15 protein-coding genes are annotated in these 20,417 nt (G+C 67.4%); 6 read left to right on the top strand and 9 right to left on the bottom strand.

Annotation, left to right across the window (positions count from 1 at the left end; all coding sequences use genetic code 11):
• Positions 1 to 8: 8 nt before the first annotated feature.
• The 5 genes from ACZ60G_RS01415 to ACZ60G_RS01395 form a co-directional block, all read right to left on the bottom strand.
• A complete protein-coding gene (locus ACZ60G_RS01415) occupies positions 9 to 3,878 on the bottom strand; it encodes an ABC transporter ATP-binding protein (protein WP_465806260.1) in 3,870 nt (1,289 codons plus the stop codon).
• Positions 3,879 to 4,082: 204 nt separating this feature from the next.
• Positions 4,083 to 4,865, bottom strand: coding sequence for an ABC transporter permease (locus ACZ60G_RS01410; RefSeq protein ID WP_465806259.1), 783 nt, complete (start codon positions 4,863 to 4,865; stop codon positions 4,083 to 4,085).
• On the bottom strand, positions 4,862 to 5,836 hold the full coding sequence (locus tag ACZ60G_RS01405; protein WP_465806257.1) for an ABC transporter ATP-binding protein: 975 nt from the start codon (positions 5,834 to 5,836) through the stop codon (positions 4,862 to 4,864). The genes ACZ60G_RS01410 and ACZ60G_RS01405 overlap by 4 nt, the downstream gene beginning before the upstream one ends.
• On the bottom strand, positions 5,833 to 6,564 hold the full coding sequence (locus ACZ60G_RS01400) for a membrane protein (protein ID WP_040695046.1): 732 nt from the start codon (positions 6,562 to 6,564) through the stop codon (positions 5,833 to 5,835). Before ACZ60G_RS01400 ends, ACZ60G_RS01405 begins: the two co-directional genes overlap by 4 nt.
• Before the next feature lie 112 nt (positions 6,565 to 6,676).
• Positions 6,677 to 7,702, bottom strand: coding sequence for a glutathione S-transferase family protein (locus ACZ60G_RS01395; protein ID WP_465806255.1), 1,026 nt, complete (start codon positions 7,700 to 7,702; stop codon positions 6,677 to 6,679).
• A 38-nt stretch (positions 7,703 to 7,740) separates the two neighbouring features.
• On the opposite strand from ACZ60G_RS01395, the gene ACZ60G_RS01390 reads away from it, so the two are divergent.
• Together ACZ60G_RS01390 and ACZ60G_RS01385 are read left to right on the top strand one after the other, a co-directional pair.
• On the top strand, positions 7,741 to 8,535 hold the full coding sequence (locus tag ACZ60G_RS01390; RefSeq protein WP_465806253.1) for an enoyl-CoA hydratase/isomerase family protein: 795 nt from the start codon (positions 7,741 to 7,743) through the stop codon (positions 8,533 to 8,535).
• Between the two features lie 165 nt (positions 8,536 to 8,700).
• Positions 8,701 to 9,969 carry a class I adenylate-forming enzyme family protein gene (locus ACZ60G_RS01385; RefSeq protein WP_465806251.1) on the top strand — a complete coding sequence of 423 codons (1,269 nt, stop codon included), beginning with the start codon at positions 8,701 to 8,703 and terminating at the stop codon, positions 9,967 to 9,969.
• A 1-nt stretch (position 9,970) separates the two neighbouring features.
• Here the strand turns inward: ACZ60G_RS01385 and ACZ60G_RS01380 are convergent, their stop codons facing one another.
• On the bottom strand, positions 9,971 to 10,717 hold the full coding sequence (locus ACZ60G_RS01380; RefSeq protein WP_465806249.1) for a tyrosine-protein phosphatase: 747 nt from the start codon (positions 10,715 to 10,717) through the stop codon (positions 9,971 to 9,973).
• A gap of 419 nt (positions 10,718 to 11,136) precedes the next feature.
• Here ACZ60G_RS01380 and ACZ60G_RS01375 point away from each other — a divergent pair, with 419 nt between their 5' ends.
• Entirely contained in the window at positions 11,137 to 11,616 is a 480-nt protein-coding gene (locus ACZ60G_RS01375; protein ID WP_465806247.1) for a TetR family transcriptional regulator, read from the top strand.
• A gap of 39 nt (positions 11,617 to 11,655) precedes the next feature.
• Positions 11,656 to 12,843 carry an amino acid deaminase/aldolase gene (locus tag ACZ60G_RS01370; RefSeq protein ID WP_465806245.1) on the top strand — a complete coding sequence of 396 codons (1,188 nt, stop codon included), beginning with the start codon at positions 11,656 to 11,658 and terminating at the stop codon, positions 12,841 to 12,843.
• Positions 12,844 to 12,963: 120 nt separating this feature from the next.
• On the opposite strand, the gene ACZ60G_RS01365 is transcribed toward ACZ60G_RS01370, so the two are convergent.
• Both ACZ60G_RS01365 and ACZ60G_RS01360 read right to left on the bottom strand, forming a co-directional pair.
• A complete protein-coding gene (locus tag ACZ60G_RS01365) occupies positions 12,964 to 16,356 on the bottom strand; it encodes an AAA domain-containing protein (protein ID WP_465806737.1) in 3,393 nt (1,130 codons plus the stop codon).
• Between the two features lie 87 nt (positions 16,357 to 16,443).
• Positions 16,444 to 18,237 carry a DEAD/DEAH box helicase gene (locus ACZ60G_RS01360; RefSeq protein WP_465806243.1) on the bottom strand — a complete coding sequence of 598 codons (1,794 nt, stop codon included), beginning with the start codon at positions 18,235 to 18,237 and terminating at the stop codon, positions 16,444 to 16,446.
• A gap of 62 nt (positions 18,238 to 18,299) precedes the next feature.
• Between ACZ60G_RS01360 and ACZ60G_RS01355 the strand changes: the two genes are divergently transcribed.
• Positions 18,300 to 19,151, top strand: coding sequence for a carbon-nitrogen hydrolase family protein (locus ACZ60G_RS01355; RefSeq protein WP_465806241.1), 852 nt, complete (start codon positions 18,300 to 18,302; stop codon positions 19,149 to 19,151).
• An 11-nt stretch (positions 19,152 to 19,162) separates the two neighbouring features.
• Positions 19,163 to 19,786 carry a phosphoribosyltransferase gene (locus ACZ60G_RS01350; RefSeq protein WP_465806239.1) on the top strand — a complete coding sequence of 208 codons (624 nt, stop codon included), beginning with the start codon at positions 19,163 to 19,165 and terminating at the stop codon, positions 19,784 to 19,786.
• A gap of 18 nt (positions 19,787 to 19,804) precedes the next feature.
• On the opposite strand, the gene ACZ60G_RS01345 is transcribed toward ACZ60G_RS01350, so the two are convergent.
• Positions 19,805 to 20,416 (bottom strand): gamma carbonic anhydrase family protein, encoded by a 612-nt coding sequence (locus ACZ60G_RS01345; protein WP_465806237.1) that lies wholly within the window; start codon positions 20,414 to 20,416, stop codon positions 19,805 to 19,807.
• Position 20,417: the final 1 nt, after the last annotated feature.

The raw sequence follows: 20,417 nt of genomic DNA, 5'->3' as shown, positions 1-20,417 counted from the left end.
GCAGCAAATCAGTGGATCGACTGACCACCGGACAACTCCGATCCCAAAGATGACGACCCGTCCTCACCCGAGAATATTCCCCCCGTTTCGGTGGCCGCCGCCCAGAGCTGGGCATAGCGGCCGCCAGCCGCAACCAATGTGTCGTGCGGCCCGATTTCGGCGATTCGTCCGCGTTCCACGACGGCGATCCGATCGGCTCGCGCGGCGGTGCCCAGCCGGTGCGCCACGACGACGGTGGTCCGGCCGCGCGTCAGCGATCGGCTCGCTACCAGCACCGATGCCTCGGTCTCCGGATCGAGGGTGGCGGTGGCCTCGTCGAGCAGCAGCAGATCCGGACGGACCAGTTCGGCCCTGGCGAGTGCGATCAGCTGGCGTTGGCCCGCCGAGAGGCCGCGGCCGCGCTCGCCGATCGGATGACGCATGCCCTGCGGTAGCGCGGCGATCATGTCGGCCGCACCGACCGCGGTGGCGGCCGCCGCGATTTCCGCTTCGGTCGCGGAAGGTTTCCCGAATGCAATGTTGCTGGCGACGTCGCCGGTGAAGAGGTGAGCTTCCTGGGGGACGATGCCGAGCCGGGCGCGGTAGTCGGAGAGGCGGTAGTCGCGGATGTCGATGTCGTCGACCGCGATCGCACCCGGGTTGTCGCTGGGCAGATCGTAGAGGCGGGCCAGCAACTTGACGATGGTCGATTTGCCCGCGCCGGTCGGTCCGACCAAAGCCAGCGTCGATCCGGCCGGAATCCGCAGTGACACTCCGTCGAGGGCGGGCTTCTCGGTGCTCGGATAGTGGAATCGGATTTCGTCGAGGAAGACCTCGCCGCGCAATCCGTGGTCGATCGCGATCGCGTCCGGTGGATCGGCGGCGATCGAGGACGGGGTGCGCAGCAGGTCGCCGATGCGGCGCAGGCCGACGCGCGCCTGCTGGTAGCCGTCGAAAACCTGGGACAACTGCAGGATCGGGCCGAAGAGCAGCTGCAGGTAGAGCACGAAGGCGATGAGTGTGCCCGCGGTCGTGGTGTTCTCGGCGACTTCGCGCGCGCCGAAGTACACGACCGCGGCCAGCGCCAGATCCGCCCAGGCGATGACGAAGGCGAAGTACATGGCGATCGCGCGCTGGGCGCGCATCCGGCTGGCGCGATAGCGATCGGAGTATTCGGCGAAGCGGCGGGCGGCGACCGGCTCGTGCCGGTTGGCCTGGATGGCGCGCAGCCCGGCGACATTTTCCTGGAAATCGGCATTGACGGTCGAGACGTGTTCGCGCGAGACGGTGTAGGCGGTGGAGGAGACGCGGCGGAACAGTGCCGTCGCCACCAGCAGCGGCGGCAGTGCGATCAGCACCACCGCGGCCAGCGAGGCATCGATGACCAATAGCGCCACTGCGATACCGACCAGGGTGAGCGCGCCGATCAGCGTGGTCGCGACGCCGGTTTGCAGGAAGGTCGAGAGTGCGTCCACATCGGTGGTCATCCGGGTCATGATGCGACCGGACAGCTCGCGCTCGTAGTAGTCCAATCCCAGCCGTTGCAGATGGGCGTAGCTGCGCACACGGAGCCCGTAGAGGACGCGTTCGCCGCTGCGGGCGGTGAGGACGGTGGTCGCCGCGCCGACCGCGAGACCGAGCACCACCAACACCGCGCCGAGCACTCCGGCTCGGGCGAGTGCACCTGAATCATGGCCGCTCACACCGGAATCGATGGCATAGCGGACGATCGGCGGGAAGGCGACGCCGATGAGGGTGTCCAGTGCGAGCAGGGTGATTACGGTTAGAACCAGCCAGCGCACCGGACGCAACAGGCGAGCGAGTCGGAATCCGGGATCGGGTTGGCGCAACTGCTCGTCGTCGAGGTCGGGTTGTTCGGTGGCCGGTGGCAGACGTTCGATGGTGCGGCGTAATTCGGGGGTTTCGCTGAGATCGGCTGCTGCGCCGGAGAATCCGCCTGGGCCGCTGGTCGGTGTGGTGGTGCGGGCGAAACTGGTAGTAGTGCGTCCGGGGCCGCTAGCGGTGGTCCGTCCGGGATTGGTAGCTGTGGTGCCCCTGGAATCGGTGGCCGTGGTGCCCCTGGAATCGGTGGCCGTGGTGCGCCTGGAATCGGTGGCTGGGGCGTGTCCGGCATCGGTGGTGGCGCTTCCGGAATCGCTGGTGCGCCCGGAACCGGCTGCCGCTGGAATGTCGGCGATTGTGGCTTCCTCGGTGGCGTACGAGATCGGACCGGGGAGCCGGATCACCCGATCCGCATGAGCCAGTGTGGATTCCCTATGCGCCAGGATCAATGTGGTGCGTCCGCCCGCATCGGGCAGTTTCTCGAAGATGGCGGCCTCGGTCACCGCGTCGACCGCGGAGGTCGCGTCGTCGAGCACCAGAATCCGTGGCCGCGCCAGTAGTGCTCTGGCCAACGCGATTCGCTGCCGCTGTCCGCCGGAGAGCGTCAATCCGCGTTCGCCGACCACGGTGTCGTAGCCGTCGGTGAGTTCGGTGATGAACTCGTCGGCCGCGGCAAGCTTTGCGGCATAGCGGATTTCGGCGTCGGTGGCCTCCGGTCGGCCGAGGGCGATATTCGCGGCGATGGTGTCGCTGAACAGGAACGGGTCGTCGAACACCACCCCGACCGCGCCGCGCAAATCGGACGCGCGCAGGTCGGCGATATCCACCTGCTCAGTGGTTTCCGCGGATCCGAATAGGCGGATGGTGCCGGACTCCGGGGCGTAGAAGCGGGGGAGAAGCAGTGAGAGCGTTGACTTTCCGGAGCCTGCGGGCCCGATGATGGCAACCGTTTCGCCGGGCTGCACGGTCAGATCGAGGTCACGCAGGATGGGCTGCGAGGTCTCGAACCCGAACGTCAGCGCATCGATTTCGATACCCAAGGGCCCATCGGGGAGTTCGGCGGGTGCGGGCGGGTCGGCGATTTCGGGCGCGGCGTCGATGACCTGGTAGACCCGCTCGGCGGCGGCCCTGGTCAGCTGGGCCATGATCACCACCGACGACATGGTGCGGGTGGTGACGGTCATGGTGGTGACGTATGCGGAGAAGGCGAGAAAGGTGCCGATGCCGATGACGCCGTGCAGGGCGAGCAGCCCACCGACGACGATCACCGCGACCAGTCCGGCTTGCGGAATCGTGGTCACCACGGGGGCGAAGCGCGCATTGATCTTGGCGGCGCGCATGCGCTCGGCGTAGAGAACGCGCCCGTGCTCCTCCAGCACCCGCACCATCCGGGCTTCCTGCCCGAAGCCCTTGACCACCCGGACGCCGGTGACGGTCTCTTCGACATGTTGCGCGACCTCGGCTGCTCGCTGCTGCGCCGACCACGTTGCCGCGTACAGGCGGGGCCGCATCCGATACACCAGCACCGCGATTGCCGGAACCACCAGCAATGCGACGGCGGCCAGCGGCGGCGACAGCCACACCATCACTGCGGCGGCCAGCAGGAACTCCAGCAATGCCAACCCGGACAGCGGCGTCATCGCCAAAAGGCCCTGTACCAACTGCAGATCCGTAATCGAACGCGACACCACCTGTCCGGTGCGCAGCGCGTCCTGCCCGACGCCGTCCAGTCGCTGTAGCGAGGCGAGCAGGCTGACACGCAGCGAGTGCTGCACATCGAGGGAAAGCCGTCCGGCCAGCATGCGGCGTCCGAAGGCCGCCGTGAAGCGGCCGAATGCGACCAGGGCGAGCAGGGCCGCGATGGTCCCGATGACGGAGGTGTCACCCACTCCGGCCGCATCGACCGCGCGCTTGGTCAGCAGTGGCGCGGAGATCTCGACCAGTGCTCCGGCCGCCAATGCGATCGCGATGCCCGTGACCGTTCCCCGGTGGCTCCGGCACTCGGTCCACAATCTGCGCATCCAACCCATATCGCGCTCGGTCACTCCGCTGCTCATCCCGTCTTGTCGTGCTGGTACCGACGGTAATGACACGTCTCGCCCTTGTGTTGTTCCCTGCCGGTGGGGCATGTTGTCCCGCACCGACTTCTCGGGGTCTGCTGGTCCGGGGATGGTTTGGCGGAGAGTTCGCCGAGCGTAGTCAAATGGTGGTTGGTGGTGGGGTTTTGGGCCGCCATTCGACTGCGCTCGGCGGTCGAGTAATCAGATGTCGCGGGTGCGGAGTAGCCACCAGGCACCGCCCGCGGTGGCGATGGTCCAGAGGATAAGGACCACCAGGGCGGCGGGGGTGGGGGCCAGGAAGTCGCTGTCTTTGAAGGAACCGACGGCGACGGTGCTGACGGTGGCGGAGCCGGGCAGGACGGTGACCACTCCGGCGAAACCGATCGCCTTGGCGACGACCCAGATCAACGGTTCGATGATCACCAGCCAGCCGAGCATCGCCAGGACCGCGGTGGTGGAGGTGCGCAGCAGCAGGCCAAGGCCGGCGCCGATCAGTGACCAGCAGACCGCGGCGAGTAGCCCGCCGCCGAGGACGGCGAGTAAGCGCACCCCGAAGTCGAATTTGCCGCGGCCGAAACCGAGCAGGCAGGCGAAGGCGATGAGTTCGACGACGAAGGTCGCTGCCAGGGCGAAGCCCGCGGTGACGAGGAACTTCGCGGCGACGAGCCGGTCCCGGTCGGAGGTGAACAGGGCGGTGGTCGGCATTGTCGCGTAACGGTATTCGGCTCCCGCACCGGCCGCGCCGAAGGCACCGGCCAGCACGATCGCGACCGCGAGACCGATATAGAGCCCGATGGTCGCCGCGCCTGTGGCCGGATTGGATTTCGGATCGGCGGGGCCGGCGAGCAATACGGTCACCGTGCTCGCGACGAGGGCGACCGCGGGAATCAGCGCGGCCAGGATTCGGCCGGCGCGCAGTGTGCTGACCTTGCGGACCTCGGAGTTGACGGCCGGAACGAGGTCCGGTGGCAGAACGGCGATCATCGTGTAATCCCGTAGGGGGTCGGTTGCTGCGGTGCGATCCCGGCATAGGGGGCGGGCTGGGGTGGGCGGGCCGGTTTGACCAATGAGGCGAGCACTCGGTCGGGATGGATCTGGTCGGCGGCGATATTGTCCACGCGCACACCGGCTGCCGCCGCCGCCGCGCGGATCTGCGCTTCGGTCGCTTCGGCGACGGCGAGGCGTCCGTCGGGGCGGATCACCGCATCGGTGAAGCCCTGTGCGGCCAACATGGTCGCGAGTGCGATCGGGGTCGATGCGGCGACGACCAGCCGATCGGGGTGGCCGCGCCGAATCCGGGCCGGAGTGCCCTGATAGACCACCGAGCCCTCGCTCACGACAATGATGTTGTCCGCCATCGGAATCACGTTCGCGAGGCTCTCGCTGGACAACAGGGCCGAGCCACCGCGACGGGTGTGCCGCCGCAGGAATTCCGCCAGCCAGGCGCGTTCCGCCGCGTCGAGACCGGCCAAGGGCTCGTCGAGAATCAGCAGCTGCGGATCACCGAGCAGCGCGGTCGCCAAGGCCAGCCGGGTCTGCGATCCGTCCGACAGCTCGCCCGCCCGTGTCCTCGCCAACTCGCCGAGGCCGACCAGCTGGATCACCTCGTCGACCCGCGCGTCCTCTACTCCCGCGGCTGCCGCATACACCAGCAGATGATCACGTGCGCTTCGAGCCGGATGCAGCCCACGTGGCTGCAACATGCCGCCGACGACAACCGCGGATCCGTCTCGCCGCCGCGAGCCCGGCCCGCCGACCGCGGCGGTTCCGGAGGTCGGCTGGTGCAGGCCGAGCAGGATCCGCAGAATCGTCGACTTACCCGCGCCCGCCGGACCCACCAGGGCGGCGGTGGTACCGGACGGCACGGTGAAGCTCACGTTTTCGACCGCGGTGACCAGGTCGTAGCGCTTGGTCAGGCCGCGAACGGAGAAGGCGAGCGGTCGGCCCGCGCTCATCGTGGCGTGGTCGGGGGTTGCGGCTTGGCCGGATCCAGGGCGGGCAGCGGATCGGCGTCGATGACGAGCTGCCGATCGGCGGGCCAGGTCACCGGCGCGGGCCCGAATGCCTTGCGCGCGTTGCCGATCGTGGTCTTACCGAGCGCCCGATTGCCGACGCTGCCGATCACCGCTCCGATACCGGCTGGCACCACCTTGCCCGCCATCAATGCGGCCCGCTTGGTGATGAAGCGGATGATGAATCGCTTGAGCAGCGAATCGTTCATGCTCGACAGGCCGGGAATCCTATTGGCGAACAGCGTGCCCCAGTTCTTCGCCGAATGACCGACCGTCTTCTCGACGATCTCCATCCCGCTCTCACCGAGCACGACCGCGAGCACCAGCGCCCGCCGCGTCTCTTGGTCTTCGGGGGAGATGCCGTGCACGGCCGCGACGGCCAGCGTGAACACCGCGGACGCCTCCATGAAGAAGGTCGTCTCGGCACTGACCGCCGCGAGTGCCGCGATGGTGCCGACTCCCGGCACGGCGGCCGTCGCACCGACCGCACCGCCACTGCCGGTGACCGCGAGCAGGTACTGGTGCTCCAGTCGCTCGATGATCTGCGCGGGGTTCTCCGACGGATGCGAACGCCGCAGCCGGTCCACGTACTTGGCGACCGCGGGCGCCTGCAGGCGGGACCCGGTATCGAGTAGCTGGACCACCGTCTTCTCGAACGTGCCTTTGAACACGGCGATATCCTCCTCTTCCGCCCGTACGGAACGACCTTATTGCACCGGCCGCCATCAACTCGTCATGACAACGATGTACCCGGTCGGCCGGGTTCCCAGCGTGTCGGTTCGATCACGCCGGTTCGCGCAGGGCTGGGACCCTTTCCGTGAGCGGTGGCGGTGGCGGCGGGTTGCCGTCGCCGAATGGCCTGCCGCCCAGCGCTTCTCGGCCGTGCGGGGTCAGCCAGTTGGTCAGCTCCGGACCCTTGGGCACGATCTGGGTCGGGTTCACATCGGTGTGCACCACGTAGTAGTGCGCCTTGATCTGCCCGAAATCGATGGTGTCGCCGAATCCGGGCGTCTGGTAGAGATCGCGCACATAGGCCCAGAGCACCGGCATTTCGCTCAGTTTGGAGCGGTTGGTCTTGAAATGGCCGTGATAGACCGGATCGAAGCGGACCAGCGTGGTGAACAACCGGATATCGGCCTCGGTGATGGTGTCGCCCACCAGGTAACGCTGGGTGGCGAGCCGTTCGGACAGCCAGTCCAACCGAGCGAAGAGCCGATCGTAGGCCACCTCGTACGCCTCCTGCGTACCAGCGAATCCGCACCGATAGACCCCGTTGTTGACATCACGGAAGACGGCCAGGTTCACCTCGTCGATCTCGGCCCGTAGCTCCTGCGGATACAGCTGCGGCGCGCCGGGGCGATGGAGTTCGGTCCATTCGGTGGAGAAGTCGAGGGTGATCTGCGCGTAGTCATTGGTCACCACCTGCCCGGTGGGGACGTCCACGATCGCGGGCACCGTGATGCCGCGCGGATACTCCGGGAACCGCGCGAGGTACGCGTCCCGCAACTTGGGGATGCCGAGTACCGGATCCACCCCACCGGGATCCAGATCGAAGGTCCAGCTGAGCTTGTCGTGCGTCGGCCCGCACAGCCCGAGCGATATGACGTCTTCCAACCCCAGCAACCTGCGCACGATCAGCGTGCGGTTGGCCCATGGACAGGCCCGCGCCGCGATCAGCCGATAGCGGCCCGACTCGACCGGATACCCGTCGCGTCCGTCGGCAGTAATGCGTGTGGTGATGTAGTTCGTGTCCCGGTTGAACTCACCGGGCTCGACGTAGGAGCCGTTTTCCGATACCGACTTGGTCACTCGCCTAGTCTGGCAGATGGACGCCTTACTCTTGCCGGATGAGTGATACGAAGGCCACCAGGCTGACCCGGGAAACCACCGACGCCGGCGCCGAGGTCGCGACCCTCACCCTGGCCAATCCGCCGCTGAACCTATTCGACCAGTCGATGCTCGACGCGCTCGTCGAGGATCTCGCCGAGCTGTCGGCCAACCCGCCGCGCGCGGTGCTGCTGCGGGCCGAGGGCAAGCTGGTCTCCGGTGGCGTCGACGTGCACGTCTTCGACGGGCTGACAGTTGACCAGGGCGCCGCGCTGTGGCGCACCCTGTTCGCGCAGATCATCCATCCGCTGGAGGCGCTGCCGTGTCCGGTGGTCTTCGCCGCGCACGGCCTGACCCTGACCGCCGCCTTCGAAATGGCCCTGGCTTGCGACATCATCCTGGCCGCGCCGAAGGCGAAATTCGGGCTGGTGGAGACGGTCGTCGGTCTTACGCCGTCGATGGGCGGGCCACAGCGACTGGCCGAGCGCGCCGGTTCGGGCCGCGCCCGCGAATTCGTGATGACCGGTGATCTCTACGACGCCGCGACCATGGCCGAATGGGGCGTGGTCAACGCCATCCACGACGATGTCGATGCCGCCGCGAAGGAGTTGACGAATCGCCTGGCCCAGGGCCCGACCCGGGCGCATGCCGCGACCAAGCAGATCATCGAGGCGTGGCGATCCGGCGGTGTGGCGCACGCGGATTCGGTGACGCCGGAGGTGTCCGGTGCGCTGTTCGACACCGCGGATCTGCGCGGTGCGGTGCGCAGCTTCCTGGAGGTCGGACCGGGAAAGGCGATCTACACCGGTCGGTGACAGCCGGGACACGTTCGTCGCATAATCGGGCGCTGCCGGACGAAGTCCGCCATTAGCCCCGCGCTTGAACGAGCGTCGGCGAGTTCACCGCCTATGCCAGCGAAAATGTGACTCGCGTCATATAGTCGCAAGAGCCTGCAGGCTCCAGGCGTGTGCGGAGGACCCATGTCGCAGTTTCTGGTCGAATATCCACTCAACCGTCCGCATTCTTGCGACGCCCCGCTGGCCCGCGGCGCCGATGGGGTGCTGCGCTACGGCAATCTCACCCCTGCGCTGACCGAACTATTGGATCTGCAGGTACACGCCTTCTCGACCAGGGAGGCGGTCGTGGAGATCGGCGGCCCCCGGCTGAGTTATCGGGAACTGTGGCACTGCGCCTCCCGCATCGCTGGCGGTCTGCAGGAACACGGCATCGGTTACGGCGACCGGGTCGCCATCCACATGCCGACGGGCGCGCGCTGGGTACAGGCCTTCCTCGGGGCGCTGCTCAGCGGCGCGGTCCCGGTGCTGGTGCACGACGGACTGCCCGATGCGGTGGCCGAGCGGGTGATGGCCGACAGCAGTACCGATTTCGTACTCGGCGGCGGCAGCGACGAACTGCCCGACGGCGCCGCCTTCATCGATGACGGTGCGGCCCTGAACGATCTGGCACTGCTCTGCTACACCAGCGGCACCGGGCTGTGTCCGGTCAATGCCACCGTCGCGCCCAAGGGCGTCGAGCTGACCAACGAAAATCTGCTCTCGGCGATCCGCTCCGTCGTCGCGGCGCTGGATCTGCCGACCGACGGACTGCGCAATCTGGTGCTGTTGCCGCTGGCGCATGCGAGCGGCTGTGTGGACCAGCTGCTGCCGACTTTCGCGGTCGGCGGCACCGTCGTCCTCGCGCCGGATAGTCGCAGTCTCGCGGAAACCATTGTCTCCGAACGGATCGATATGGTTTCCGCGACACCGCGCATCTTCGCCCGCCTGCTGCCCGAACTCGCGGCGTTGCGCACCGATGGACTGTGTACCGAGGGCATCGTCCGGGTCAGCAATGCGGGCCATCGTGGCGAACGCGCCGCCGCTCCCACCGATCCCGCGGATCTGGCCGCCCCCCTGCGGGATATGTTCCCGGCCGCGCGGCGGTGGTCGGTCTGGGGCGCGACCGAAACCAGCGGCATCGGCCTGGTCGTCGACGACGACACCGATACCGCGCCCGGCGCCGATCCGGTGCTCGGATTCGCCTTCGGCGGTACCGAATTGGCGCTGTGGGGACCGCAGGCGCAGACCGGACGCGGCGAATTGCTGTGTCGCGGACCGAATGTCACCCACCGCTACTGGAACGATCCGGAGACCACCGCGGACCGCTTCACCGGAAGCTGGTTCCACACCGGCGATCAGGTCAGCATCGACGCCGACGGTCTGGTCCGACGCGAGCGGGCGCAGACGGGGTGACTCACTCGAGCATGCGGTCGCGCAATCGCGCGCGCAGGTCGGCGGTGAATCCGATGGCGGCCAGGTAGGTGTCGAAATCGCCGTGGCTTTCGTGCACCGTATCCGTCGCGATGCGCAGGTAGTCCTCGCGCACGCCGAGGATATCTATGGAAAGTTCCACGCCCGCAGTGAGTTTCGGCGCCATCATGGCGCGCAGGGCGGGGACGGCGTCATTGCTGGCCATGAAGTCGGCGAGCACATCGGCTTCGCCGACGGCGACCGCGCGCAGCAGGGTCGCGATCGCCCACCCGGTGCGGTCCTTACCCGCCGCGCAATGCACCAGCACCGCGCCGTCGCCGTGGGCGATCGTCTCGGCGATGGCGATGATCGCGGCGTTGGCCTCGGGCCGGGACGGGAAGTCGCGGTAGACCTCGAGCATATGCGGGAAGGCGGCGTCGGTCTGCGCATCGTGCGGCGGCGCCTCGGCCATCCGGGAGTCGAACGGTGTGACATTCAGTCGCACGCCCTCGGGCAGATTGTCGTGGCCGATGTGCTCGATCTCGCGCGGCCCGCGCAGGTCGAAGACATCGGTGACGCCGAGTTCGCGCAGGATCCCGTGTCCGGGCAGGTCGAGGCCGCTCAGCTGGGCCGAGCGCAACAGCACGCCGGGGCGGAGCCGCGCGCCGTCGACGGTGCGCAGACCGCCGAGATCGCGGAAGTTGAAGGTGCCGGTCAGATAGAACTGGTCGGCCGAGGGCGAGAGAGTCACCGGTCCAGGCTAGCTACCTCGCGGTGTCGGCACGGTGTCGATCGCGGAACCGTCGGCCGTCCAGTTTGCGAGGTATTGGTGTGGGATCCGCCACAGGATGCCGGAGCGGTACCTTTATGTACCGTAGTCTGGTCGATGGTCTATCTTGCGTGGGGCAGACGCGAGAGTGACGCCCTGGGAGGCGATTCCGGTGAGCACCGCTCGATCGCAGTGCGATTCCGGTTGGGTAACAAAACATTCTTCCAGTCTGGAAATACCCAACGAACCCGTTCTTAAACCTTGGAAAGCCTCTACCATTGATGAATGTTGGACTGGGCATCCAGGAAATTCCCTGACGGGGGATTCGTGAGAGCTGCCTGTCATGTTCAGCGAGTCGCGCCGACGAGGGTGCGCGAGTTCTTTCCTCGAGGGAGTCGTCGTTGAGCGTACGTGGAGAAATAGCGGCGGTCAGGCTGCGGCCGACCATCTGCGAGGCCGTCGAGAAGGCGGCCGCCTCGCTCGATTTCACCGGAGTGCGAGCACTTCGGGTGCTGCTGCATGCCGGCGTGAGCGCGTACTGGCCGTTGGTCAAGGCGGCTCCGGCCAAGCAGGCCCGCAGGTACGAGGCGACCGCGCATCAGTTGGCCGAACGGTGGGAGGCGCAGACCGATTGTGTCGCCGACCCGCAGGCCACGGCTCTGTTCCAAGAAATGGACTCCGAGGTCGCGAGCTTCCTGGATCTCTGCGCCGACCGTTCGGGCGCGCAGTGGTTGGAGCCGACGGATGCCATCGCGGCCTACGTGGTCTCGATGCTGCAGGGCACGGTGCTGCGCTGGCTCGCGGATTGCAATGACGAAACGATGCTGGTCGTGCTCGACGACCTGGTCAGCAGCCTGGCCACCCGGGCAACCGAAGTCTGATTCTCGCAATACTGGACGTTTGACCAGTTTGGTGGTTGAGTGGGCCTGGTGACAGACACGTCGCCGATTGTCGCACTGCATGCGGCCACGGCCGAGCTGGACCCGCCGCTGGCTGCCCTCGACCTGACCGCGCTGCGCGCCAACGCCGCTGACCTGGTCCGTCGCGCGGGTGGAGTGCCTATCCGAGTCGCGAGTAAATCGGTGCGCTGCCGCGCGGTGCTCGAAGAGGTGCTCGGCGCCGAGCTCACCTCGTCCGGCGGCTTCGCGGGAATCATGTCCTACTCATTGGCGGAGGCCATCTGGCTGGTCCGCCTCGGCGCGCGCGATGTGCTGCTCGGCTATCCGACCGTCGACCGCGCGGCGCTCGCCGAACTCGGCACCGATGACATGCTGCGCCAATCCATTACGTTGATGGTCGATGATGTCGCGCAGTTGGACCTGATCCGCGCCGCGGTCGGCACCGATCTGTCGCGGCCCCGTATCTGCCTCGATGTGGACGCCTCACTGCGAATCGGCCCGCTGCACTTGGGTGTTCGGCGCTCGCCGGTGCGTACTCCCGAACAGGCCGCCGCGCTCGCGCGCGAGGCCGTGAACCGTGGATTCGACGTGGTCGGCGTAATGACATACGAGGCGCAGATCGCCGGGCTGCCCGACTCCAATATCGCTGTGCGCCTGGTGAAGCGGGCCTCGGCGGCCGAAATCGGCAAGCGGCGCAGACAAGTTCTGGACGCGGTGCGCTCGGTGGTCGGCAAGCTGGAGATCGTCAATAGCGGTGGCTCCGGATCCATCGAGGTCAGCGTCACCGATCCGGATGTCACCGAGGTGACCGCGGGCTCCGGGCTGTATGTGCCGACGCTGTTCGATCACTACCGCGCCTTCACCCCGCGCCCAGCGCTGTTCTTCGCCACATCGGTGCTGCGCAAGCCGACCCCGTCCATCGCAACGGTTTTCGCGGGCGGGTACATCGCCTCCGGTCCGACCGGGGCGTCGCGGGTGCCTAAGCCGGCGTGGCCCACCGGCTTGAAGCTGCTCAGCACCGAGGGTGCGGGCGAGGTGCAGACGCCGCTCTCGGGAGCCGCCGAACTGCGGATCGGCGATCGAGTGTGGTTCCGGCATGCCAAGGCCGGGGAGTTGTGCGAGCGGTTCAACCACGTCCACTTGGTCCATGCGGATGGCACGCGGACAACGGTGCCCACTTATCGCGGTGAGGGCAACTGCTTCGGCTGAGCCGGCTGCTAATTGCGAATTGCGCGCGACCGCAATTTCAAGATCGAATTCCACTAAAAGAACCAACCGGTTCGAACTGAATATTTCGGTCACAAACCGAGCAAATGCTGAAAGAAATATTCAGCTGAGTCGTAGGAATGTCGCCAGATCCGATAGATCATCCGGCGTGCTCGGCAGATATTCGGTGAGCAATGGTGACCGGATGATGACGGCCTTCCACATGGCCCGACACAGCGTCGCCTGAACCAGACTGCGCGACAGCAGGAAGCGCATACCGTAGGGCGCGTCGGCGGGGCTGGAGGTGGTCATCGACATGAGCACCACCGCCGCCTCCCGACCGCGGAATCGCTCGGCGGTGCCGACCAGCACATCCTCGATCTTGGCCCGGGCCAGCAGCGTTCGGATCAGTCCGACCTGGGCGCTGTAGGGCGCGACCACGAGGATGTCGTGCGGATGCAGCCGTCGCGTCATCGCACCGGTCATCCAGGAGACCCCGAGCAGGGCGCGCACCCGGCGGACCACCTCGCGGGCCTCGGCCACCGATTCGGTCGAATCGCCGCTGTGTGCCACCAGCACCGTCTCGATGCCGGGTTCGATGCCCTCCAATTGCCGCGCGAGCGTGACGGTTTCGTTGGAGCGCAGCCGGTTGTCGTAGTACAGCCGGGAGATCGGATCGCAGACGCGCGGGTGCATCCGCCAGGTGCGGTCCAGGAAGTAGCCGCGGTCGGCGGGCAGGGTGTCGCGACCCTCGGTGAGCCAGCCGAGCACCGATTCGTCGACCGGTTCCGGATGCGCGCTGCGCGCCGCGGACGGCGCCGGATCGCCGACCAGCAGCAGCTTGCGCGCACTCACCGCGACGGCGACGGTATCGGCGAGTGGGAAGCGGCCCGCATCGGCGATCACCAGCAGGTCGAGACTGTCGCCGGGCACCACCTCGTCATCGGCGAAATCGGCCGGTACGCCACCGACTACGCAGCCGTTGACCGCATTGTCCAGGAACCGCGGATAGCGCGTGCCGTCGATCACCGACCACTCCGGCGCCACCGCCTCGACATCCTTCTTGGCCAGCAGTTCCGGTAGCACGCCCATCGCGACGATCATGTCGAGCAGGCTCTCCACCGTCGAATGCGTCTGCGCGACAATGCCGACGCGCCACTTGTGCCGCGTGACCAGACGTTCGATCGCCCTGGCGACGGTGGATGTCTTGCCGGTGCCCGACGGTCCCTGCACCGCGAGGTAGGAATCGTCGAGATCGCGCAGCGCGGCCGTGATGGCCGCCGCGTGGTCACCGTGCACATCCGGTAGCCGCTCGGCACGCCGCAGGCGCGGGGGTCGGCGGGCGAGGATGTCGAAGACCGCGCCCGCCGGGATCTCCGGTAGCGCCATCAGCAGTTGCTGGGCGGCGAATTCGACCGCGGTCTCGATATTCTCGTCCCAGGCGGGCAGGCCGGGGGAGATCGCGATCGGCAGCTCGTCGTAGGGTTCGCAGCCGTGCGGCAGCAGTTCCTCCAGCCGCACGGTGTCGTCGAAGTTCGCGTCCACCGAGCAGCCGAGCACGGTCGCGGTGGCGGTCGCGCGCCGGCCGACGGCGGTGATCATCCCGGCGGCGACCGGCTGATCGTAGAAGGTGTAAACGGTGGCGCCCGGTGTCAGCACGGTGCCGGTCGCGGCGCCGCCCGCGGTATCGCTGCCGCCCCAGCCGATGCCGATCCGTCCGGTCAGCGTGAGGTATCTGCGCATGGTCGGCTGGTGTGGGCTGCGATGCCATTTGGTGTCGACCGTCCCCCAATCGGCCACCAATACCCCTGGCGCATCGGCCCATTCGTCGACCGGATGACTGAGCCGGTCGGCATGTGCCCACCACAGCGGCTGCCGCTCGCGCCGGTGATAGCCGAGCGCCGCCGCCATCAATGCCGCGGGATGGCGTGGCTCGCGCTGTGCCGCCGCGAATTCCGCGAGTGCGGCCTCGATCGATGACGGCCGCGACGGCGGCAGCGGATCGGGCTCCTCCGGGCTCGGCACCAGGCACCACGAACTCGCCTGATCCAGGAGCACCGCATCCGAGTCCACGCGCCGTTCGGTCACCCGATCCAGCAGCCAGTCACGTAGCCGCAGCACGGTGACGCAATCGCGTTCCTGGCCCGCGGCATTCGGCAGCAGCCGCCGCAGTCGACTCAGCCGATAGGAGCGTTCCCCGATCAGCAGGGCATTGCGCACGATCGGATACAGATCGACGAGCACACCGGCATGCAGCAGATCCTCGACGGTCTCCTCGCCGACCCCGTACCGACCGGTCCACCGCAGCAGCGCCGAGCGCACGCCGGAGGTGTAGTGGTACACACGCATATCCGGATACATCCGCAGCCTCTGCGCGACGTAGTCGAGCACCTCGTCCAAAGCGCGCCGCTGCCCGGCCTCCTCGTCGGCGATATCGGTCATCGCCCGATACGGTGCGCGCGCCGCGCCGAAAGGGGCGCGGAAGGCCAGATGGACCGTGCCGTTGCGGCCCACCTCGATACCGAGCAGCCGACCCGATGAGTCCTCCTCGATGGTCAGTGCGAGATCCTCCGGCGAGGGTGGCGGCAACGCGCCCAGCGCGATCGCGTCGACCAGCGTGTGGGTCGGCCGACCGGAATCTTCTCGGGCCAGCTGGATTTCGGCTTGTCGATGCAATGCGCTGAAGGTGCGCGGAGGGAGGCCGGGCACGGTCGCGGTGCTGGCCGCCAGCCGATCGATGGTGCTCACCCCGGCCTCGCGCAATCTGGCCCGCGCGGTGCGCGGCATACCGGCGACCAGCAGCAGGTCGCGTGCCGCCGAGATCGCGCTGGTGCAGGTCGGGCAGTGGCCGCAGGCGAGATAGCGCGGATCGCCCCACTGCACCGGGAGCAACTCGCTCAGTTTGTCTTCCAGGATCCGTTCCACCCGACCACGCCGAGCCAGATACACCGGCAGCAGATCGGTGAGCGCGAGGGTCTCGCTATTCTCGTCCAGGTACAACCGGACCAGGGGAGCGGTGAGCGCGCCGCTGCGGTCCAAAGCGTCGGCGCAGGCGGCGAGTTCGAGTGCCGCGTCGATCCGATCCGGTGGTCCCGCCGCGGTGCCGTGCACGGTATAGCGCACCCGATGACCGGCCCGAATCAGAAAATCGCTGGTACAGACGAATTTTCCGTCGAAAAAGGTGGCGCCGTGGATCACGTGTGCACCGGCCCGCAGTGCCGCGACCGTCTCGGCATTGGCGGCCCGCAGCGCGGCGATATAACTTTCGGGATCGCCCGCCGGATCGTGCGCGGCGCAACGGATCTCCACCATCCGACCGCCGAACCGATCACGGAAGTCCGCGAGCCTGCGTGCGCGCGCATCGTCGAATGCGCTGCGCTGGGTATGATCCGGCGCCACATCCGCCGTGTCCGCGATGGTGCCCAGTTCGGTATCGAGGGCACGCAGCAACTCGAATTCACACTGCGCCGCGCGCACCAAGTCGACGGCGGAGCAGACGACACGATCACCGAACACGATCAAACGCGGCCTCCTGTGTCTTCGCCGGACACGGACGGCAACACTGTAGCTAGCCGCGTTGACCTTGGTTTACCCCTCCCCGGTTCAGGAGCGTGGCTTGCGCCGTTCCGGTCGCTTGCCGCCGTCGCGATCGCGACGCGGTCCGGCGCGGAACGGACGTGCGCCGGGCGGACCGGAATCCAGCTGCAACTGGATCAGCTGGCCGCTGATCCTGGTGCGCCGCAACGCATCCAGCGTCTCCGAGGATAGGTCCGCGGGCAATTCGACCAGGCTGTGGTCCGGACGGATGCTGATATGGCCGAAATCGCTGCGGCGCAGTCCGCCCTCATTGGCGATGGCGCCGACGATCGCGCCGGGCACCACCCGGTGCCGCTTGCCGACGCTGATCCGGTAGGTCGCCAATTCGGCTCCCGTCCCGCGGTGATGCGAAGGGCCGCGATCCTCACCCTCGAACCGGCGGGCGGGCCGATCCCCGCGCGGCATGCGTTCGCGCTGCGGGCGTTCGACCGGCTCCGGCTCGGGCTCCATGAAGAAGTTGTCGCCGTCGTAGCCGCTGACCGCCAGCGCCGCCGCGATATCCACCAGCGGAATGTTGTGCTCGCGTTCGTAGTCCTCGACGAGCTTGCGGAACAGCGCCAGGTTCGTCGAGCTGAGGTTCTCGGTGATCGAATCGCCGAATTTGGCGACGCGCTGGGTGTTCACATCATCGACGCTGGGCAGCTGCATTTCGGTCAGCGGATGCCGGGTGGCGCGCTCGATCGACTTGAGCAGATGACGTTCCCGCGGCGCGACGAACAGCAGTGCCTGACCGCTGCGCCCGGCCCGGCCCGTGCGGCCGATGCGGTGCACATAGGACTCGGTGTCGTGCGGAATGTCGTAGTTGACCACATGCGAGATGCGGTCCACATCGAGTCCGCGAGCGGCGACATCGGTGGCGACCAGGATGTCGAGTGCACCGGACTTCAGCTGGCCGATGGTGCGTTCACGCTGGTTCTGCGCGATATCGCCATTGATCGCCGCGGCGGAGAAACCACGCGAGCGCAGCTTTTCGGCCAGTTCTTCGGTGGCCTGCTTGGTGCGCACGAAGAGGATCATCGCCTCGAACGACTCGACCTCGAGAATCCGGGTGAGTGCGTCGAGCTTGCGCTGATGGGAAACCTGCACCCAGCGCTGGGTGATGTTGGTAGCGGTCGAGGTCTTCGACTTGACGGTGATTTCGACCGGTTCGCGCAGATACTTCTTGGAGATACTGCGGATCGCCGAGGGCATGGTCGCGGAGAACAGCGCGACCTGCTTCTCGCGCGGGGTGTCGGCGAGGATGCGCTCGACATCCTCCTGGAACCCCATCTTCAGCATCTCGTCGGCCTCGTCGAGCACCAGATACTGCAGCTGCGACAGGTCGAGCGTGCCCTTCTCCAGATGATCGATCACCCGGCCCGGCGTGCCGACCACGACGTGCGCGCCGCGGCGCAGGCCGGAGAGCTGGACGCCGTAGGCCTGGCCGCCGTAGATCGGCAGCACATGCAGTCCGGGGATGTGGGTGGCGTAGCGGCCGAATGCCTCGGCGACCTGGATCGCGAGTTCGCGCGTCGGGGCCAGCACGAGGGCGCGCGGAAGTTTGCCGGTCGCCTCGATACCCATGAGGATCGGGATGGCGAATGCCGCGGTTTTGCCGGTGCCGGTCTGGGCCAGCCCGACCACATCGGCGCCGTCGAGCAGCGGTGGGATGGTTGCCGCCTGGATGGGAGACGGCGACTCATAGCCCACATCGGCGATGGCCGCGAGGACGCGGTCATCGATGCCGAGATCGGCGAAGGTCGGGCCGTCGTTGTCCCTGTCGTTGTCGCCAGGAACGCTGTCGACCTGATTGGTACTCATTGACCAGCAGTTTACTGCCTCGCGGTGGTCGTCCCGGCCACCGGGCCAATACGGTGAGACGTATGCAACCCGAAAACGCGTCCGTGCATCACGATCCGGAGTCTTCGGCGGTCGCTGTGGCGGTGGTCCAATTCGCAGCGGGAACCGATCCGTCTGCCAATCTCGAAGCCCTGCGCGAGCACGTTCGCGCCGCCTCCGAACGGGGTGCGAAGGTGGTGGTCGCGCCCGAATACTCGATGTTTGCCGTGACCCGGCTCGACGAGCGGGTCGTGGCCGTCGCCGAGCCGCTGACCGGGCCGTTCGTCACCGGTCTCGGTGAAATCGCGCGCGAATTCGGGGTGTATCTGGTCGCCGGAACGGTCGAGCAGGTGGCGGCGGCCGGGCGGATCCGCAATACCCTCGTCGTGCTCGGACCCGACGCGAACCTGGTGACGAAGTACCGCAAGGTGCATCTCTACGACGCGTTCGGATATGTCGAATCCGATGTCGTCGAGGCGGGTGCGATCGAGGCCCCGGCGACCTTCACGGTCGGTGCTGTGACATTCGGCATGCAGACCTGTTTCGATCTTCGCTTCCCGGAAGGCTGCCGTCGCGTCGCGGCCGCCGGAGCCCAGGTGCTGGTACTGCCCGCGCAGTGGATTCCCGGTCCGGCGAAGGTGGATCAGTGGACGACGCTGCTGCGCGCGCGTGCCATCGAGAACACCGTCTATGTGGCCGCCGCCGATCAATGCGCACCACGGGGTGCGGGCGCCTCGATGATCATCGATCCGACCGGTGTCGTCCTCGCCGAACTGGGCGACGAACCCGGTGTGCTCACCGCGGATATCGACCTCGAACAGCTGGCTACGGTCCGCCGGACCAACCCCAGCCTGGCATTGCGGCGATTCGCGATTACCGAGCGCGCACCGGAGTAGCGTTAATTCGGATGATCTACTCCGATCGGACAGCGGCCGGTCGCGCGCTGGGTTTGGAACTCGGCCACCTGCGTGCGATGCAACCGCTGGTGCTCGGACTGCCCCGCGGTGGGGTTCCGGTGGCGGCCGCGGTGTGCGGAGTCATCGGCGGCGATCTCGACATCATGCTGGTCCGCAAGCTCGGTGTGCCATGGCAGCCGGAGCTGGCGATGGGCGCGATCGGTGAGGAAGGGATCCGGGTGCTCAATCAGGATGTGTTGTCGCACACCGGGATAACGACGCGGCAGCTCGCCGAGATCGAGGATGTGGAACGCGCCGAACTCGAGCGCCGACGCGAGATGTGGCGCGGTGATGCCAAGCCGATCCCGATCTCCGGCCGCACGACGGTGATCGTGGACGACGGCATGGCGACCGGGGCGACGGTGGCCGTCGCCTGCCGGGTCGCCCAACTGCACCAGCCGACGCGGATCGTGGTCGCGGTGCCGGTGTCGTCCACCGAGGCGTTGCGCCGGGCGGCCACCGAGGCGGATGAGGTGGTCTGCCCTTGGGTGCCGCGCTCGCTCGGCGGTGTGGGGATGGCGTACCGCGACTTCCATCAACTGGACGATGACGAGGTCACTGCGCTCCTCGTATGAGATGCCTCGTCGTCTGGGTCAGGACTGGACTTCGGTGATGCCCTTGCGGTGGCGCTGGCCGAGTTCGGTGTAGAAGCCCGGATCGAGTTTGACCCAGCCTTCGGCCTGGGTGCCTTCGATGGACTTCTTGACCTCGGCGGGGGAACCCGCGGCGAGTACGCCCGCGGGGATCTTGGCGTGTGGCGGGACCAGGGAGTGCGCGGCGATCATTGTGCCCGCGCCGATTTCGGCCAGGTCAAGGACAGTGCTGCCATTGCCGACAATGGCCTCCGCGCCGACCGACGCGCCGTGGAAGACCACGCTGTGTGCGATGGTCGCGCCGGGGCCGATTTCCATCGGCACATCCGGCGGCACGTGCAGAACCGCATTGTCCTGGACATTGGCACGCTCCCGAATGGTGATCGGCGCCAGGTCCGCGCGCAGCACCGCGCCGTACCAGATGGACGCACCCGCCTCGACGCGCACATCGCCGATCAGGATCGCGGTCGGCGCGATGAACGCGGTCGGATCGACCGTGGGCTCCCCCGCCTCCCCGGGCCTTTTGCCGGTCGTCGTGTGGGTAGACGGTTTCGTCGCGGGCTGGCGGTCTAATTGTCGCAGGGTTTTGGGCGTACCCGACGAGTTACCCATG

The sequence above is a fragment of the Nocardia sp. NPDC102475 genome (genome assembly GCF_055584605.1).
The sequence above is the reverse complement of the archived record's forward strand: the minus strand, read 5'-3'. Positions and strand labels throughout refer to the sequence as shown.

What these genes read in the sequence shown, in the direction of transcription:
- ACZ60G_RS01385 (WP_465806251.1), top strand. Translation starts at nt 8,701, where the DNA reads ATGTCGCAGTTTCTGGTCGAATATCCACTCAACCGTCCGCATTCTTGC.
- ACZ60G_RS01350 (WP_465806239.1), top strand. Translation starts at nt 19,163, where the DNA reads ATGATCTACTCCGATCGGACAGCGGCCGGTCGCGCGCTGGGTTTGGAA.
- ACZ60G_RS01390 (WP_465806253.1), top strand. Translation starts at nt 7,741, where the DNA reads ATGAGTGATACGAAGGCCACCAGGCTGACCCGGGAAACCACCGACGCC.
- ACZ60G_RS01360 (WP_465806243.1), bottom strand. Translation starts at nt 18,237, where the DNA reads ATGAGTACCAATCAGGTCGACAGCGTTCCTGGCGACAACGACAGGGAC.
- ACZ60G_RS01355 (WP_465806241.1), top strand. Translation starts at nt 18,300, where the DNA reads ATGCAACCCGAAAACGCGTCCGTGCATCACGATCCGGAGTCTTCGGCG.
- ACZ60G_RS01405 (WP_465806257.1), bottom strand. Translation starts at nt 5,836, where the DNA reads ATGAGCGCGGGCCGACCGCTCGCCTTCTCCGTTCGCGGCCTGACCAAG.
- ACZ60G_RS01415 (WP_465806260.1), bottom strand. Translation starts at nt 3,878, where the DNA reads ATGAGCAGCGGAGTGACCGAGCGCGATATGGGTTGGATGCGCAGATTG.
- ACZ60G_RS01345 (WP_465806237.1), bottom strand. Translation starts at nt 20,416, where the DNA reads ATGGGTAACTCGTCGGGTACGCCCAAAACCCTGCGACAATTAGACCGC.
- ACZ60G_RS01410 (WP_465806259.1), bottom strand. Translation starts at nt 4,865, where the DNA reads ATGATCGCCGTTCTGCCACCGGACCTCGTTCCGGCCGTCAACTCCGAG.